Below are 18,470 nucleotides of genomic sequence, written 5' to 3'. Positions count from 1 at the left end.
TGAATCTGTTTAGAATGTATCCATTTGATGTACATAGTCACCGTCTTCATCGTACAGATGGACTGCACAAGCCAGACAAGGGTCGAAAGAGTGTATAGTGCGTAATATTTCCAACGGCAGTTTAGGATCGTGGACAGGAGTTCCTACCAAAGCAGACTCGTAAGCCGATAACTGCCCTTTTTCGTCGCGAGGCGAAGCATTCCACGTTGTAGGCACCACCATCTGATAGTTCTTTATGCGGCTGTTCTCTATTATGGCAAAGTGAGCCAGAGCACCGCGCGGAGCTTCGGTTAGTCCCACGCCTTTTGCTTCTTTAGGCCATGAACTTTCTTCCCATTTCTCATTGTTTACCATGCGATCGTCACCACCTTTCAGATTGGCTATCAACTGATCGTAGCATTCAAGTGCCCAGTCGGCATTCAGTTTCGATTCCAATGCGCGGGCAGCAGTTCTGCCCAGTGTGGAGAATAGTGCTTCGGCAGGCAGGTCGAGCGCTTTCAATGTGTCGTCTATCAGCGATTTTTGCGGCTCTTTTCCAGAGGCATAAGCAACCAGCATTCGCGACAATGGACCTACTTCCATTGGTTTGTCTTTCCAGCGTGGAGTTTTTATCCAGCTGTACTTGTCCGTTACGTCCAGATGTTTGTATGGCGGACGAGGGCCTGTGTATTCGAGTTCAGTTTCTCCATCGAACGGATGCAGTCCTGCGCTGTCACCTTTGGTATATTTGTACCATGAGTGGTATATATATTCCTGTATTTCTTCGGGTGAAGTAGCGTCTACCGGATGCACCTTTGTCAGATCCCTGTCGAGGATAATACCGCGTGGTATTTTATAGCTTTCAGGGTCGGAACCATTCATAGGGAAGTCGCCGAAGGCAAGATGATTATGCACACCTCCGCCTATTTTACCCCAATCGTCTTTATATACACTGCCGATGAGCAGTATATCTGGAATATATACCTGATCGATGAAGCGTTTGGCTTCTTCCAGTTTTTCCCTTACAAATGCAAGCCTTTCGGCATTAATTGCATTGGCTTCATTCAGGTTGATGCTGGCCGGCATACCGCCTACAAGATAGTTAGGGTGCGGATTCTTTCCTCCGAATACAGCATGTACTTTTACTATTTCCTTTTGCCATTCCAATGCTTCCAGATAGTGAGCTGTGGCAATCAGGTTTTGTTCGGGAGTGAGTTTATATGCAGGGTGTCCCCAGTAACCGTTTGCGAAGATACCGAGTTGTCCGCTGTCGACAAATTTCTTAATTCTGTCTTGTATTCCTTTGAAATACCCTTCCGAGCTTTTAGGCCATGTCGATAACTTTTGAGCAGCCGCCGCAGCTGCGGCAGGATCAGCTTTCAAGGCATTTACCACATCTACCCAGTCGAGGGCATGCAGATGGTAGAAATGCACTACATGGTCGTGCATGAAAAGTACATTTGCCATAATGTTGCGTACCATCTCGGCATTCGGTGGTATCACGATGTCCAGTGCGTTTTCTACTGCACGCACCGAAGTAAGGGAATGTGTAGATGTACATACACCGCAAATACGTCCAACGAAAGCCCATACATCGCGCGGGTCGCGGTCTTTAACGATGGTCTCTATACCGCGAACCATTGTGCCCGAACTGAAAGCATCCTTGATTACGCCGTTTTCTATTTCTGCTTCTATTCTTAAGTGACCTTCGATACGGGTGATCGGGTCAACGACTATTCTTTCTGCCATAGTTTTTTGTGTTTATTGGTTATCACTGTGTTCGCTGCTCTCATTTACAGGCTCTTCGTTATCGATGAGTTTTTTCTTGCGTATATTGGTAGCTATGGCGTGTGCGGTTGCTCCTGCAACGGTAGCTACTCCCAAAGCCAGCCCTACCTGATCGGCTGTTGCTTCTATGCCGAAGCCATGAGTTGTAGGGTTACGTTTGTAGAATGGACTTTTGTCCCAGAATCCTTCTTCGCTGCAACCGATACAAGGATGTCCGCTCTGTATAGGATAGCTTGTACCTTCGTTCCACTTGATGATACCGCAGGCATTATATGTGTTAGGCCCTTTACAACCTACTTTGTACAGACAGTAGCCACGTTTAGCATTCTCATCATCGAAATTTTCTACAAATAGCCCTGCATCAAAATTAGCGCGGCGATAGCAGGTGTCGTGTACACGGCGCGAATAGAATGCTTTAGGACGTCCTAAACTGTCGAGTTGTGGTATTGTGCCGAATGTAAGCAGATGCACAACTATTCCCGCCATGACCTCTGCTATAGGAGGGCAACCCTGCACATTCATTACTGTCTTACCTTTAATAATACGGTGTGCCGGACGTGCCCCGGTCGGATTCGGATTAGCAGCCTGTACGCATCCTGCCGATGCACAGTTGCCCCATGCTACAACGGCTTTTGCCCCTTCGGCAGCCTCTTCCACTATCTGCTTGGCGCTGCGTCCGCCTATACAGCAGTACGCTTCGTCTTTGGTAGGGATAGAACCCTCGATCATCAGTATATATTCACCTTTATACTTGGTCATTGTATCATGCATACTCTTTTCTGCCTGATCGCCCGCAGCAGCCATCAGTGTCTCGGTATAGTCCAGCGATATCTGGTCGAACAAGAGGTCGGCCAGAATAGGGTGGGCGGTACGGATAAATGATTCGCTGCAACAGGTACATTCCTGCAAATGTAGCCAGATAATCGGTAGTCGTGCCTTTTTCTCCATAGCTTCCACTATTTGGGCAACACCGGTAGATTCTAGCCCGAGTAAAGCTCCCATCATTGTACAAAATTTAAGGAAATCGCGGCGCGAGACTCCTTTCTTTTGACATTCTTCATAAACGGATAGTTTCTTGTTTTCCATATTTACAAAGTATTTAAGTTAGTTGATCTTATTTGTATTATGTGTTTTTGTCTTTAGCATATTCGTGGTAATTGGTCACCGTTTAACATGGTAATAATGCGATGACCGCCATACAGGTTTTTCATTTTTACTCCGGCTTTACCTCTGGTAGTCACCTGTCCTATAACAGCAGCTGATTTGCCTTCAGAAAAGCGGTGCATGATATTCAGCGCATCGGCAGCATACTTTCTGGGGAGTATGATCAGAACAACGCCTTCATTGGCTATATACAAAGGGTCTAATCCCAGTATTTCGGATGCGGCACGTACAGCATCGGGAATAGGGAGCGACGCTTCGTCCAGTTCTATTTCTACATTGGCGGCTTGTGCTATTTCGTTCAGCGTGCTGCTGAGTCCGCCTCTGGTAGGGTCACGCAATACATGTATTTCATTTATTCCGGTACATAATCCGGCTATCATCTTGTTAAGTGCTGCCGTATCACTTTTCAGATTGGTTTCGAAGCCAAGACTTTCGCGTGTAGAAAGTATAGTAATGCCATGTACACCTATCGGCGCGCTACAAATGATCACATCGCCTTCGGCAGCATTCTTGGGTGATATATTTGTATTGCTGTCTACAATTCCTATACCGGTAGTATTAATGTATATCTTATCGCATTTACCATGCTCTACTACTTTGGTGTCACCCGACACAATGTATATTCCGGCCTTGTCGGCAGCTTCCTTCATTGAGTTTACAATGCGTTGCAAATCAGTCATAGGGAAACCTTCTTCGAGAATAAATCCGGCTGTAAGATACAATGGTTTTGCCCCGCAACAAGCCAGATCATTCACTGTGCCGTTTATAGCCAGATCGCCGATGTCGCCACCGGGAAAAAATATCGGGTCTACCACAAAGGAGTCGGTAGATATAGCCATCTTACCACCCTCTACGGTAAATATACTGCCATCGTGATCCTGTTCCAGCAACGGATTGCGGAATGCAGGATAGAATATGTCGGATATCAGTCGGTGCGTAAGTCGCCCTCCGCTGCCATGACCAAGCAGTATGCGATCGTTGTCGCTGATGGGTAGAGGACAGTTCAACTCCATATTATTTATAGTTATAGTATGCTGCACAAACACCTTCGGACGATACCATCGGTGCACCTACCGGATGCTCCGGATTACAGTCTTTTCCGAAATACGGACAATCGGCAGCCTGTTTATTCCCTTTCATTATATCTCCGGCTATACATTCCAGAGAGGCTTTGTTTACCTTTATATTATTTATTTTATCTGCCGTCGAAAATTTCTTTGCGGCATCATATTGCTTATAGTTGGGTTTCAGCCTTAACCCGCTTAGTGGTATTTGCCCGATTCCGCGCCATTCCTGATCGAATGGTTCCAGCATTTCGCTCATAAGCTTTTGGAATGCGGAATTACCATTTTCTGGTACTATCCGTTTGTAAGCATTCTCTACATTTGCCGTTCCTGCTTCTAGTTGGAGGATACACCTGTATATACCATATAATAAGTCGATCGGTTCGAATCCTGTAACTACCATCGGGCGATTATACTTTTCAGCCAACGGATAGTAATCTTTATTTCCCATTATAGCACATACATGCCCTGCTGTAAGAAATCCGTCCACCTTGTTTTCAGGATCGGACAATATGGTGTCTATTGCAGCAGGCACTGTAAAGAACGATGCCAGGATGGAGAAATTTGTCAAGCCTCTGCGCTGCGCTTCTCTTACGGCTGTAAGATGTACCGGAATAGTAGTCTCAAAACCTACGGCAAAGAAGACCACTTCCTTATCAGGATTTTTTTCTGCCAGCTCTACCGCATCTAATGAGGAATATAGCATCCTGACGTCCGCACCTTTAGCTTTCACACTCAGCAGATCTTCCATAGTTCCGGGTACACGCATCATATCGCCGAACGAAGTGAAAATAACTTCCGGGCGTCTGGCAATATCCAGTGCAAGGTCTATGGTTTCTATCGGGGTTACACATACCGGGCAACCGGGTCCATGTAATAATTTTATCTCGGGTGGTAACATATCTTCGATGCGATAGCGGGCTATGGAGTGAGTTTGTCCGCCACATATTTCCATGACAGACCATGAGCGTGTTACGGTTTTCCGTATTGCATTTACAAGCATTTTTACCTGCTCCTTGTCCCTATATTCATCCAGATACTTCATGTTGCGGGATTTTCTAAAGATCGTGCGATAGCCTCGAAGTCGGCGAGCGTTTCTTCGGCATGTTCTTCATCAACCACCGATATGGCCATTCCTGCATGTGCAAGTATGTAACTGCCGACGGATGCTTCTACCCATTGTATGCAGATATCTTTCAGCATACCGCCAAAATCCACTTTAGCCATCGTAAGGTCGGGGATAGAATTATCTATACTTATGATTTTTCCTGGTACGGCTAGGCACATAGCATTAAAGGTTTTAGTGTGAGATAAATACAATCTCAAATATAACAATTATATTTTTAAGAAATAGTCATATGGATTACAAAAACCGATTATTTGTTTAACTTTGTTGTTGGCGAAAATTGTTCTGCAAGCCCTTTTCTATATATGCGTAATGTAATATGTATCAGTAAATCGGTTAGTTAGACAACATTTTCTGCCGGAGGGCGCTTAACCATAGTCCAGATCTTGTTTGATAACAATAAAAGATGAACCATAAATAAAATCTATATCTATGATATTTGAATCCTTCCCGTTGGAACCCGCTGTATATTCTACAGACATGAGGCCTATGGTAGCTAAAACCATAGAACGCTATGGAGTTGAAGAATGGCGAGCCGGAGTGTTAACAAACGAGTTGCATGGGCATCTGGGTATTTATGCAATTATAGGAGTTAAGATGGGTATTTATGCCCTTAGCAGATTGAGTGCCGAAGCAGGTGGTGTAAGTATTACATCTTTGGCTGGCAACAAGCCTCCGGTAAGTTGTCTCAACGATGGTTTGCAGGTAAGTACCAGTGCAACATTCGGGCATGGACTGATTGTTTCCCAAGCAACTGATAGCCCGCTCCCCGAAGCTGTTTTCCATACAAATGACAGGTCTGTTCATGTCAAGATAAAGGACGAGGTTTTAAATATGATAAGAACAGAGATAACCGGAGCTGTCAAGCGATGGGGGCATGCGCCGATGTATTGGGAATATGTGCGTGAACTGGCTATTCGCTATTGGTACGAACTGGATAGAGATGAGATTTTCGAGATAAAATAGATTCCTATCGATGAAGCCGACAAAGTATATACTGTATTTTCTGGGTGGGCTGCTTTCTCTGTTCACTATCTTCTTTGGGATCATGTTCTATAGCCGTTCGCAGATGGAGTATAATGATTTCGGAAATCATTACGATAGTGAATCCGGAATTGTATACCATGAGCATACTATGGAGTTATACGGCTTCTTATTCTTTGTGTCCTTCATCTTCATGCTTCTGTTCTTCATCTCGTCAAAGCTGGTAAAAGCCAAATAGTGATAACACAAATACACATACAAGGCCTTGTACAAGGGGTGGGTTTCCGTCCCTTTATCTATCTGCTGGCAAAACAGATGGGGCTGAAAGGTACGGTTGCCAATACCAACGATGGTGTTGTTATTCGTCTCGAAACAACAGAAGAAGCTTGTAATAGGTTCGTACAGCGTATACAGGAAGAGCATCCTGTAGTTGCGGCTATTCATCATATCCATATCACTGAAATAGAGGATAATGTCGGTTATAAAGACTTTGAGATCATTCCAAGTCAATCACTGTCGGACGAAGTTACACAGGTAGCTCCCGACATAGCTGTATGCGCCGATTGTTTGCACGACAGGCAGGCACAAGCTCACAGGATAGGTTACCCCTTTATCAACTGTACGCATTGTGGGCCCAGATTCTCCATTATCAAAGACTTACCCTACGACAGGAAGAATACGACAATGGCTGAATTCATTATGTGTCCCGACTGTCAAAAGGAATATACCGATATATACGATCGGCGCTTCCATGCACAGCCTGTAGCTTGTAACTATTGCGGCCCTGTTTATTATGCAACGTATGATGGTGTAGAATATACAGGCTATGAAGAATTACTCGCCTTGTCAGTAAAACTACTGTCATCAGGTAAAGTGATAGCAGCTAAAGGTATAGGCGGTTATCACCTTATCTGCGATGCGACGAACGAACAGGCTGTAAATCGCCTGAGAGAAGTGAAGCACAGAGATACCAAGCCCTTTGCAGTGATGTTCCGCGATGAGGAGTATCTTCGACAATATACACAACTTAACGATGTGGAGCGAGAAAGCATCATGTCGTGGCGTAGACCTATCGTATTGCTGAAGCAACACAAAGCACTGGCTTCGGGAATCAATCCCGGCATGAATACTTTGGGTTGTATGCTTCCATATATGCCGCTACATTACGACTGGTTCAAGCATTTAAGCTCTCCTGCACTGGTAATGACAAGTGGTAATCTGAGCGAATTGCCCATTGTCATATCACCCGATGAGGCTGAAGGGCAGTTCGGCGAAAAGGTAGACCTTATATTACATCACAATCGCATTATACACAATCGTATAGACGATTCTATACTTCATGTCTGTGCTGATAAGCCATGTCTGATAAGGCGTTCGCGCGGCTATGTACCCGAACCGTTCTTTGCAGACGTGAATGCTGACGGTATACTGGCATTCGGTGCAGAGAAAGTAAACACTTTTGCATTGGGTAAAGGCGATACTGTTATACAAAGCCAATACATAGGCGATCTCAAAAGCTGGGAGACACTCAGTTTCTATAAAGAATCTTTGGAGCGGTTCCGCCATCTTTTCCGTTTCAGTCCGAAGCAACTGGCTTGCGACCTGCATCCCGACTATATGTCGAGCCGCGAAGCCGAAGAAATGGCTTTGGCTCATTCCATACCATTGCAGAGGGTACAGCATCACCACGCCCATGCTGCTGCCTGTATGCTCGAATACGGAATCCATGAATCCGTAATAGCTGTCGTGTGGGACGGAACAGGATTGGGTGACGACGGCAAAATATGGGGCGGCGAGTTCTTCCTATGCGACAAGAAGGAATATACCCGTCTTTCACATCTGGAATATGTCCCTATGCCCGGTGGAGACAAGGCTTCGGATGAGGCATGGCGCATGGCGGTTTCTTATCTCTATCATTACGGACTTGACATACCTCAATCCTTTATCGAGCGGTTAGGACATACAAAGATAGATATGCTCAAAACTATGATAGATAAGGGTATAAATGTACCTCTGACCTCCGGAGCAGGGCGTTTGTTCGATGCTCTGTCTTCTCTGCTTGGTCTGTGCGATGTAGCTACTCGTCAGGCAGAAGCTCCTGTTTTGTTGGAACAGTCAGCAAATAACGATATGGTTAGCCGATATACAGTTGACTATCAAAACCCTGTCATTTCGTCACGCTCCTTGTTTGAAGGGGTATTACGCGATTTGGCCGATGGTGTTGATACAGGGCAAATTTCAGCTAAGGTGCATAACTCATTGGCATACCTTATCTTGGAAAAATCGAAACTCCTTCTCAGCCAGACCGGTACGACCAAAGTTGTGTTGTCGGGCGGATGTTTTCAGAATAAACGTTTGACGGAACAATTACATTTACTATTTTCGCAAGAGGGAATCCCGTTATACATTCCCTGTAAGATACCATGCAACGATAGCGGTATAGCTGCCGGACAACTGGCTGTAGCCGCATCGAGAAGATTATAAACCATTATGCACGAATTATCTATAGCTCAAAGCATTGTACAACTAGCCGAACAACAGGCGCGAAAGCATCAGGCTACAGAGATAGAAGAACTCGAACTCGAGATCGGCAGCCTTGCCGGAGTAGAGCTTCATACACTCGAGTTTGCCCTCGAAAGCTCTGTAAAAGGCACTATGCTCAACAATGCCCGTATCGTACGCCACGATATAGCGGGTGAAGGCCGATGCGGCGATTGCGAAGCAGTCTTCCCTGTCGATGTCCTGTTTTCACCATGTCCGCATTGCGGATCGTATTGTGTAAGCATACTCAAAGGCAAAGAGCTGAGGATAAAGTCGATAGTCGTAAAAAATAAAACCAAAGACTGATATGAGCCAACAAGACAAAACCAATGAACAGAAATATACGGTAGACGAAAAGATGATCATAGCCGTAGAAGAAGATATCCTGTCGCGCAACAATATAATCGCCGATGAGAACAAGGGTTATTTCAACTCAAAGAACATCTTTTGCCTCAACCTTATGAGTTCGCCCGGTTCGGGTAAGACTTCCCTGTTGGAAGAAACTATCCGTCGCATCAAGGGGCAAGTACCTGTGTATGTGATAGAAGGCGACCAACAAACCACAAACGATGCCGACCGTATAGCTGCTCTTGAAGTGTCTGCCTATCAGGTAAATACTGGTATGGGTTGCCACTTGGAGGCCGATATGATCAAGCAGGCATTACAAAAGTTGAATCCGGACGATAATGCACTGGTCTTCATCGAAAATGTCGGCAATCTGGTTTGTCCTGCCATGTACGATCTGGGCGAGGACAAGAAAGTGGTGATTATCAGCACTACCGAAGGAGACGACAAACCGTTGAAGTACCCGTATATGTTTCAGGAAGCCGATATCTGTGTTATCAACAAGATAGACTTAGCTCCTTATCTGGATACGGATATAAACAAGCTACGCGAAAATGCCTTGAAAGTAAACCATAAACTATGCTTCTTTGAAGTCTCTGCTACAAAAGGCACAGGCATGGACAACTGGTGCAATTGGTTGCTGAAAGATAGGAATTAAAACTCTCTTATGCTGTGACTTTTAAACTCATAGTTGCCACGCCTTTTAAGGCGTGGATTAAGATTCTGGATATAATAGACTTTAGTCGAATTGATTTGGCTAAAACCGCCAATATTCTGAATATTATAGCCCCTTTACAGAACTCCCTGTCTACCGGTTCCGCAGAATAATCTTTTTCTCCTTTGCGAAAGTCTTTACATCGGTAGGAAGACGGTATTTGGAAAAATCGACATACAATGTATCTGTACCATCCATTGGTATGTCGCAGTTGTCTATAGTGGCATATTCCTGCGATACTATTTCCATATAGTTGTCATAAAAGGCAGTTGCCGAATTGTACAGGCTGTCGTTCGATAAAGTGACCTTTACCTGAAAAGCAAACAGATTTTCATATTTGTCAAAATAGTACACAAACGTAGTGTCGCTAGGCTCACTGTTCCATAAATGAGTTTCCGATACTTTTAGCAAACTGTTCTCTCCATTCTGGTACAACTGGTAAAACGAATCTATTTCCTGATCCTTGTTGAGTGCAGCCACAGAGTGGGGGAGTACTTCCCCATTCGAGATAATACTGTTGATTGTCTGCTTCTGACCTTTCAGCCTCAGATGAAGGTCGGGTTCGGGCAGCATATTGGAACAACCGGATAAAAAGAACAGAACAAAAAGAAGTGTTAAGAATTTCATATATGAGGTATTAATCTAATCCTAACAAAGTTATAATTCTTTTTCATACTTTACAACCTAAAAGGTGATAAACATTACATTTTTTTATTGATAGTAAGCAGATTAATCTTCAATTCTCTTTTATTTTAACTAAAATGTAACGAATGTAACGGATTTGCATTGTTTTTTGTTCCATTACTTTTCATCTCTTACTGGCATAGACATTCCTTCTGTATTCTGTTCAAAGAATCGTACATTTTTCTTTGCGCCTTCGCGTCTTTGCGTGAGATAATTTTAACTAAAAAGTAACGAATGTAACGGATCTACATTGTTTTTTTGTTCCATTACTTTTCTCCTGTAGGGGCGAATGCAATTGGCTAACTCCGAACGCTGTTTCTGCATCCTATTGGTAGTTACAAGTTACAAGTATTTTTTCTTTGCGCCTTCGCGTCTTTGCGTGATATAATTTTAACTAAAAAGTAACGAATTTATATAGTTTTTACTTTTCATAACCTTTACCTCCTTTTGGGTACACTATTTCACTTCTTCAAAGATCGCTATCATTAGTACATTGATATCTTATAGATAAACTATTTCAGAATTATTCATTGAATATAATCTTAAAATAAAAATTAAAACCATCACTATAATTTCCCCACAAGGCAAAAAATCACTTATATTTGAAGAAAAATAATACTAACACAAAAACTTATATCACATGGGTATTTTTGACAGACTGAAAAACGAACTTATAGACATAATTGAGTTCCTTGACAATACACAGGATACGATCGTTTATCGTTTCGAGAGGTATAACAATGAGATCAAAAACAATGCGAAGCTGATTGTCCGCGAAGGGCAAATGGCGGTATTTGTTAATGAAGGACAGATTGCCGACACATTCTCTCCCGGAACATATACCCTTAATACCCAGAACCTGCCTATCCTGACCACGCTGAAAGGTTGGAAATACGGATTCAACAGTCCGTTCAAGGCAGAAGTGTATTTTGTGAGTACAAAAAACTTCATCGACCAGAAATGGGGTACCAAGAATGCTATAATCCTTAACGATAACCGTTTCGGTATGGTCGAGATCAGAGCATTCGGGTTGTATTCGTTCAAGGTGACCGATGCTCCTGTGTTCATCCGCGAAATAGTAGGTACAAACCAGACATTCACCACCGAACATATCAAAGAACAGCTTAAAAGCATTATCGTAACCCGTTTTACGGATGCAGCCGGAGAAGCAGAACTTCCGGTAGAGACTTATGCTGCCAACCTCAACGAATTGTCGGAGGCCATTTATGGCTACATGAAAGACGATTTCACAGCTTATGGTATGGACGTTACTAAATTCCTCATCGAAAACGTTTCGATGCCGGAAGAGGTGAAAAAAGAAATATTCGAACTGAGCCGTCTTGACAAGATAGACCTCGATAAACTGATGAAACTGAAAGCTGCCAAGTCTATGGAAGCCGCTGCTGAAAATCCTTCAGGTACGGCCGGTATGGGTATCGGACTAGGTGCTGGTATGGCTATGGCCAACCAGATGACACAGGCAATGTCTAACCAGATGCAGAACAATCAGAATGCACAAAATACACAGGCTACGCCTCCGCCAATACCCGGCACAGTAGCATATTATGTGGCGGTAGACGGTAAGCAGTCGGGGCCTTTCAATAAAAGCAGCCTGACCGAGCTTGCCCAAAAACAGGTGATTACGCGTGAAACTCTTGTGTGGAAACAAGGACTGGCCGACTGGGTGCCGGCAGGTGGACAACCCGACCTGCAAGACCTGTGGGCAACAACACCTCCACCGCTTCCAAAACAAGACTAAAAAAACATGTCAGATATAACCGAAAATATATCACTGGGCAGCGACACCTATCAGTGCATACATTGTGGCGCTGCCCTGAAATATAAGCCGGGTACTACTTTTCTTCATTGCGATTACTGCGGGGCGGATACGCCCATCAATGCCAAAGTTGTAGACGAAGTTGAAGAACTCGATTTCGAGCAATATGCAAAGGACATTGAGCTGCTCGATACGCAGGCAACCAAAGTGATCTGTTGTCGCAAGTGCGGTGCAGAATCCACATTCGATGAAAGTATGAAGTCGGCTGAGTGTCCCTATTGCAGCATGCCCTTCATCGAATCGGACGTACACATGGAGCGTCTGATCCGTCCGTCGTATCTGTTGCCGTTTAAGGTGGCGGATAACGAGATGCAGAGTCATATGCAAACGTGGATCAAAAGCCTGTGGTTTGCCCCCAATAAACTAAAGCAGAGAGCTCTTTATTCCAATAAGCTTCAAGGTGTATATATTCCTTGCTGGACATACGATGCGCAGACCAATACCGACTATTCAGGTCAGCGTGGCGACAGTTATACAACGACTGTAGGAAGCGGTAAGAACAGGCAGACCGTAGTCCGCACACGATGGTCGTACCGCAGCGGGCATATATCGCTGTTTTTCGACGATGTGATGGTTCCTGCTTCGGGAATGATACCGTCCGATGTGATGAGCAAGATACAAAACTGGGATACGATGAATATGGTGGATGCCGATAACCGTTTTCTCAGTGGCTTTGTTACCGAAAAGTATGTGATGAACATGACTACCGGATACGAGTATGCACGCCGAAGGATGGAAGCGGAGATCGATTATGCGATCCGGCGCGATATCGGTGGCGATAGTCAGCGTGTAGATTCTAAAAAGACACGTTTCAGCAACATTAAGTTCAAGCTCATACTGTTGCCTGTCTATATGTCGTCTTACACGTATGGCAACAAGCTATATCACTTCTTTGTGAACGGACGTACGGGGCGTGTCACCGGCGACAGACCGTATAGTAAGGTTAAGATTACACTGGCTGTTATTGCAGGTCTTATTGCATTGGCGCTATTTGCGTGGTTTGTAAACAATCAGGGTTAAATGAAATATTTTCGGTCAAATTTAAACAGTTCCTAAACCGTTTTACAGGTCGTCCTATGAAGCGTGGCATAAAAGACTTTTTGATTCCTTTTGGGGCTTAGGCCAAAAGGAATGCAAGCAATCAGTGATTGCGCGCAGTAAATAATTGAACATGTTACTTCAACTACAAATTAAAGTAATAAATATTTGTACCTCACATGTATACAAAAAAACAAAAATTTAATACGAAAAAATACTTGTTTAATTCGTAAATAAACCACTACCTTTGTACCCAGATTTTGGTGTCACAATTTCCGCTTCTTCGGAAAAGTGATGAAAAGGGAATCAGGTGAAAATCCTGAACAGACCCGCTGCTGTAAGCTCTTTTCAGTGAGCAGTTAACAGTCATCAGTTAACAAGCAATTGAAAAAAGTCTTCGAACAAAACCAAATTCCACTGATTGACAGTCATCAGTCGTCAGTTATAGTTATCATTCTTTTGTTAACTGTTAACTGCTCACTGTTCACTGAATATTGGGAAGGACGTTCGGAGATAGAGTAAGTCAGAAGACCTGCCAAGATTGATATATAGTTTAAAGCTTTCGGGGAAATGGAGCTGAAGAACACTGATAAGAATATCAATCGGGACTTACTCCTGTTTCTTACTCACTCAATCTTCAATATTTTTTCTGTAAGCTATTGATAATGTTCAATCGGCTTAAAAATGTATTTTAAAAAATTTGGTTTCGCAGCCCTGCTGTTGAATCTGTTTTTGTCTGCGTCGGCACAACACAAGTTGGATAGTTTACAACATCTCAACGAGATAGTGATTGTTGCCAAACCTTTTCAGGAAGTCATACCTTCTCAGAAGCTGTCGGGAGTCCAACTCGAACAGCTTAATAGTCACAATGTAGCCGATGCCCTACGCTACTTTGCCGGAGTACAGATAAAGGATTACGGTGGTATGGGCGGACTCAAGACTGTGAATGTCCGCAATATGGGGTCTCAGCATGTGGGTGTATTCTACGATGGCATACAACTGGGCAATGCGCAGAACGGAACTGTCGATCTGGGCAAATTTTCACTCGACGATATGGAAGAGATATCGCTGTATAACGGACAAAAGAGCGAAATTTTCCAACCTGCAAAAGACTTTGCTTCAGCCGCATCTGTATATATGAAAACCCGAAAGCCGCAATTTGCGGATGGCAAGAAGACTAACCTGCTGGTTCGTTACAAAGCCGGATCTATAAACCTGATTAATCCATCGGTGCGATGGGAACAGAAGCTTACCAATAAGATAAATCTAAGCCTTAGTTCTGAATTTATCAAATCCAATGGAGAATATAAATTTCGCTACAAACGCAAGAATCTCGATGGCTCAACTGCTTACGATACCACTGCTGTCCGCCAGAATAGCGACATAGAAGCATTGCGTGTCGAGACAGGATTGTACGGGCTTGTAGACAGAGGCTATTGGGAAGCCAAGCTTTACTATTACGATTCCGACAGAGGATTACCGGGATATATAAAAAGTGTAGCTACAGATACGGAATGGTCTAACGGAGAGCGTCTGCGTGACAAAAACTTCTTTGCACAGGCTAGTTTCAACAAAGAATTTACCGATAAATACAAGTTTCAGGCACGTGCTAAATTTGCTTACGACTACACACACTACATAGCACGCGATAGTGTGGAATTTCTGAACGAGAATGTAACGGAGAAAGCACAGGTAGATAATAAATATTATCAGCAGGAAGCCTATCTGTCCGTTGTGAATATGTATAATATCCTCCCCATTTGGGATGTTTCCCTGTCGGTCGATTTTCAGTACAACAAGCTGAATGGCACGATGAAAGGCGTGGGTACTAAATTTACCTATCCACAACGCTATACTACACTTGCTTCACTGGCATCGTCCCTCAATCTGGGGAAACTGAAAGCACAGGCAAGCATTGTCGGTTCTTTTGTGCAGGAGAAAGTACGCTATAATACCAAGTCGCCCGACAAGCATGTGTTTACACCCGCTGTGTTTTTAGGCTATAAGCCTTTCAGCCGGCACGATCTCAATTTCAGGGCTTTTGCCAAGCGTATATTCCGTATGCCTACTTTCAACGATCTGTACTATACACAGGTCGGCTACAGCAACCTGAAGCCCGAATACACCAATCAGTATAATGTCGGATTCAGCTATAACAAACCTTTTCGGAAAAATGCGATTCTCGACGGATTGTCACTACAGGTCGATGCCTATTATCTGAATGTGACCGACAAAATCATTGCTGCGCCTACCGGAAGCCAGTTTCGTTGGATGATGACGAACATGGGAAAGATGAAAGGCAAAGGTATAGACGTGGTCGGCGGCGTACAAGCGCATATAGGGAAAGTGAAAACCAATCTGAACCTGACATATTCTTATTCGAAAATGCAGGATTTTCAGAAAGCCATCAATGGAGAACCCTTAAGCTCGTACGGTGACCAGATACCCTATACCCCTTGGCACAGTGGTTCAGCGATATTCAATGCGCAATATAACGACTGGGGGCTTAATTACAGCTTTATATACATCGGCGAACGCTACAACGGTGCTATAAATAACATACCTAAAAATCATATAGAACCTTGGTACACACACGATATGTCGTTACAGAAAATGATCAGATACAAAGGCTACAAATTCAAAGGGGCTGTTGAGATAAATAATATTTTCGATCAGCAGTATGAAGTTGTTCTCAATTATCCGATGCCCGGCCGCAATTTTAAATTTATAATAAGCGTGGAAATATGAACAGAAAACTATTGATATTCGCAGCCATTGCTGTGCTGATGCTGCAATACGCCTCATGTAGGGACGATATCTATATTTTCGAAGAAGAAAAAGAACAGGTGACACCACCATCCGCCGATTCTATACTCGAAGGTAATATACAAGGCTTCTATGTGCTCAATGAGGGCAATATGGGGATGAACCGCGCATCTATCGACTATTTCGATTATGCTACGGGCGTGTATCATCGCGACATATTTTCGGCACGCAATCCGGAGATTGTGAAGGAGTTGGGTGATGTGGGCAATGATATAAAGATTTACGGTAGTAAGCTGTACTCTGTTATCAACTGCTCCAACTTTATAGAAGTAATGGATGTAAAATCTGCCAAGCATATTAAACGCATCAGTGTGCCTAACTGCCGTTATATGGCATTTCACGATGGCAAGGCATATATCAGTTCCTATGCAGGAAAAGTAGAAGTTAATCCGAATGCCGAGATCGGATTTGTAGCCGAAATAGATACTACAACCCTTGAAATCACCCGCAAGGTGACGGTCGGCTATCAGCCTGAAGAGATAGTGATAAATGACGGAAAATTGTATGTCGCCAATTCGGGAGGCTATCGCGTACCTAATTATGACCGTACAGTATCGGTAGTTGATCTGAATACATTTACCGAGATAGAAAAGATAGAGGTAGGTATCAACCCTCACCGCATGCAGATCGACAAACGCGGCGATATCTATGTGAGTTCACGCGGCGATTACTACAATGTGCCACCCAATCTGTATGTTATCGACAGTAAAACAAACAAAGTGAAACAAAAACTGGATATACCTGTCGGCGGAATGTATATGAGTGGTGATTCCCTTTATTATTACAGTGTGGCTTTCAGCTACAATACAGGACAGAACACAGTGACATACGGCATATTAGACACCCGCACGAAGGAGATTATCTCTGATAGGATAATTACGGACGGTACCGACAAACGGATTGTGATACCATACGGGCTGACCGTTCATCCCGAAACGAAGGAGATATACATTACCGATGCACAAAATTATGTGGTTACAGGCTATGTCTATTGCTTCTCTCCCGAAGGAAAAATGAAATGGCGTGTATTGGCAGGAAATATACCGGCACACTTTGCCTTTGTCTATAAATAAGAATTTGCATTAATTATTAAAATATTATCTGAGAAATGAAAAGGAATGATTTAAAAAAGTATGTACGGCTCGTATTGTTTACGGCCTTATTTACCGGCTTTGCCGCTTGTAGCGATGATGATATCACACCGCCTGTTACACCACCTGCTGCAATCAACGAAATAAAAGGGGTTGAGGCGCAGTATGGTACAGACAGATGTAAAATACAGACAGTAGAGCCTGTAATCGAAGGTTTTACTAATGGGACATTTACATGGACAATGAGTAATACCGCATTGAACATAAAAGATTCAGTTGTAAGCCAGACTAAAGACCTGCAATTTCTGGCACTCGAAACAGGAGATTATCTGTTTACACTAACAGCCAAGAGCGGCTCAATAGAGAAAAAAGCAGAAACTAAAATAACAGTAAGCAAAGAAGCGACCGAATATAGTGCTTACATCGCTACAGTCTTTGATTATCTGCCTGCTGTAGGACAATTTGTGAACGAATTGCCTTCATGCGAAGATGGCGACACAAAAGAGACAATTAGAAAAAAAGCCGAAGACGCTATTAAAGGACCAAACTCATCGATGATACATCTTGGCGGCTTTGGCGGATATGTAACTTTCGGCTTCGACCATACAATAGTAAATGTACCGGGTAAACGTGATTTTCGTGTAAAAGGTAATGCATTCTGGTCAGCTGCAAATCCGAATCCCGAAGCGCCGGGCAGAGGAGGTAACTGCGAGCCGGGTATTATCATGGTAGCTTATGATAAAAATGGTAATGGAAAGCCGGATGATGACGAATGGTACGAAATAGCGGGTAGTGAATATAATAAACCTGCAACGATAAAAAACTATGAGATTACCTACTATAAACCACAAAATGAAACCGAAGAGGCCACAGATGAGTATATAATGTGGGAAGACAATCAGGGTAATTCGGGTTATAAAGCCAAAAATATGTTTCATCGCCAAAGCTATTATCCAAGCTGGATAACGGAAGATAAGATCACCTTTAAAGGTACATTGCTTCCTAATAATGCCATAGACGAAAGCGGGCAGGGTTCATACTGGGTACTCTATGCTTACGACTGGGGCTATGCCGATAATGCACCTAACAGTGATGATGAATCGGCTATCGACATCAGCTGGGCAGTAGACAAAAACGGAAACAAGGTACACTTGCCCGGTATCGACTTTGTGAAAGTATATACAGGCGTAAATCAGGAGGCCGGATGGCTTGGCGAAGTATCTACCGAAGTAGCCGGAGCCGAAGACCTGCATCTGTTAGGAAAATCAATCCCTACAAGAAATTGATA

General features: G+C 43.6%; 16 protein-coding genes and 1 riboswitch. Of the genes, 10 read left to right on the top strand and 6 right to left on the bottom strand.

The genetic code is table 11. From position 1 onward, the window contains the following. Positions 1-9 precede the first annotated feature (9 nt). The 5 genes from M2448_RS12130 to M2448_RS12110 are packed head-to-tail and all read right to left on the bottom strand — an operon-like array spanning position 10 to position 5,282. Positions 10-1,728: a nickel-dependent hydrogenase large subunit gene (locus M2448_RS12130; RefSeq protein WP_280646229.1), complete on the bottom strand. Its 1,719-nt coding sequence runs from the start codon at positions 1,726-1,728 to the stop codon at positions 10-12. Positions 1,729-1,740: 12 nt separating this feature from the next. Then, entirely contained in the window at positions 1,741-2,853 is a 1,113-nt protein-coding gene (locus M2448_RS12125; protein ID WP_280646230.1) for a hydrogenase small subunit, read from the bottom strand. Between the two features lie 53 nt (positions 2,854-2,906). Beyond that, positions 2,907-3,944 carry a hydrogenase expression/formation protein HypE gene (gene hypE, locus M2448_RS12120; RefSeq protein WP_280646231.1) on the bottom strand — a complete coding sequence of 346 codons (1,038 nt, stop codon included), beginning with the start codon at positions 3,942-3,944 and terminating at the stop codon, positions 2,907-2,909. Between the two features lies 1 nt (position 3,945). Beyond that, the gene (gene hypD / locus M2448_RS12115; RefSeq protein ID WP_280646232.1) at positions 3,946-5,040 is read right to left on the bottom strand and encodes a hydrogenase formation protein HypD; all 1,095 of its coding nucleotides are present in this window, start codon (positions 5,038-5,040) and stop codon (positions 3,946-3,948) included. After that, complete coding sequence (locus M2448_RS12110; RefSeq protein ID WP_280646233.1) at positions 5,037-5,282, bottom strand: HypC/HybG/HupF family hydrogenase formation chaperone; 246 nt, start codon at positions 5,280-5,282, stop codon at positions 5,037-5,039. The genes hypD and M2448_RS12110 overlap by 4 nt, the downstream gene beginning before the upstream one ends. 271 nt (positions 5,283-5,553) lie before the next feature. On the opposite strand from M2448_RS12110, the gene M2448_RS12105 reads away from it, so the two are divergent. From M2448_RS12105 to hypB, 5 genes are read left to right on the top strand one after another with little or no spacing between them, the layout of a single operon-like run. Beyond that, positions 5,554-6,087 carry an FmdE family protein gene (locus tag M2448_RS12105; RefSeq protein ID WP_280646234.1) on the top strand — a complete coding sequence of 178 codons (534 nt, stop codon included), beginning with the start codon at positions 5,554-5,556 and terminating at the stop codon, positions 6,085-6,087. 10 nt (positions 6,088-6,097) lie between these two features. Further along, entirely contained in the window at positions 6,098-6,343 is a 246-nt protein-coding gene (locus M2448_RS12100; protein ID WP_280646235.1) for a hypothetical protein, read from the top strand. Next, positions 6,340-8,589 (top strand): carbamoyltransferase HypF, encoded by a 2,250-nt coding sequence (gene hypF, locus M2448_RS12095; RefSeq protein ID WP_280646304.1) that lies wholly within the window; start codon positions 6,340-6,342, stop codon positions 8,587-8,589. The genes M2448_RS12100 and hypF overlap by 4 nt, the downstream gene beginning before the upstream one ends. A gap of 6 nt (positions 8,590-8,595) precedes the next feature. Next, on the top strand, positions 8,596-8,952 hold the full coding sequence (gene hypA / locus M2448_RS12090; RefSeq protein ID WP_280646236.1) for a hydrogenase maturation nickel metallochaperone HypA: 357 nt from the start codon (positions 8,596-8,598) through the stop codon (positions 8,950-8,952). Between the two features lies 1 nt (position 8,953). Further along, positions 8,954-9,649, top strand: a complete 696-nt coding sequence (gene hypB, locus M2448_RS12085; RefSeq protein ID WP_280646237.1) for a hydrogenase nickel incorporation protein HypB — start codon at positions 8,954-8,956, stop codon at positions 9,647-9,649. Positions 9,650-9,799: 150 nt separating this feature from the next. On the opposite strand, the gene M2448_RS12080 is transcribed toward hypB, so the two are convergent. Continuing rightward, entirely contained in the window at positions 9,800-10,333 is a 534-nt protein-coding gene (locus tag M2448_RS12080; RefSeq protein ID WP_280646238.1) for a hypothetical protein, read from the bottom strand. A gap of 697 nt (positions 10,334-11,030) precedes the next feature. On the opposite strand from M2448_RS12080, the gene M2448_RS12075 reads away from it, so the two are divergent. The 5 genes from M2448_RS12075 to M2448_RS12055 all read left to right on the top strand — a co-directional run bounded on the left by M2448_RS12075 (position 11,031) and on the right by M2448_RS12055 (position 18,468). Next, entirely contained in the window at positions 11,031-12,149 is a 1,119-nt protein-coding gene (locus M2448_RS12075) for an SPFH domain-containing protein (protein ID WP_280646239.1), read from the top strand. A gap of 6 nt (positions 12,150-12,155) precedes the next feature. Then, on the top strand, positions 12,156-13,247 hold the full coding sequence (locus tag M2448_RS12070) for a hypothetical protein (RefSeq protein WP_280646240.1): 1,092 nt from the start codon (positions 12,156-12,158) through the stop codon (positions 13,245-13,247). A gap of 262 nt (positions 13,248-13,509) precedes the next feature. Then, a riboswitch (cobalamin riboswitch) is annotated at positions 13,510-13,820 on the top strand. Positions 13,821-13,949: 129 nt separating this feature from the next. Continuing rightward, the gene (locus tag M2448_RS12065; protein WP_280646241.1) at positions 13,950-16,013 is read left to right on the top strand and encodes a TonB-dependent receptor plug domain-containing protein; all 2,064 of its coding nucleotides are present in this window, start codon (positions 13,950-13,952) and stop codon (positions 16,011-16,013) included. After that, entirely contained in the window at positions 16,010-17,164 is a 1,155-nt protein-coding gene (locus M2448_RS12060; protein WP_280646242.1) for a DUF5074 domain-containing protein, read from the top strand. The genes M2448_RS12065 and M2448_RS12060 overlap by 4 nt, the downstream gene beginning before the upstream one ends. A 35-nt stretch (positions 17,165-17,199) precedes the next feature. Then, entirely contained in the window at positions 17,200-18,468 is a 1,269-nt protein-coding gene (locus M2448_RS12055) for a cell surface protein (protein ID WP_280646243.1), read from the top strand. Positions 18,469-18,470: the final 2 nt, after the last annotated feature.

Source organism: Dysgonomonas sp. PF1-14 (genome assembly GCF_029892965.1).
Lineage (GTDB): Bacteria > Bacteroidota > Bacteroidia > Bacteroidales > Dysgonomonadaceae > Dysgonomonas.
The sequence above is the reverse complement of the archived record's forward strand: the minus strand, read 5'-3'. Positions and strand labels throughout refer to the sequence as shown.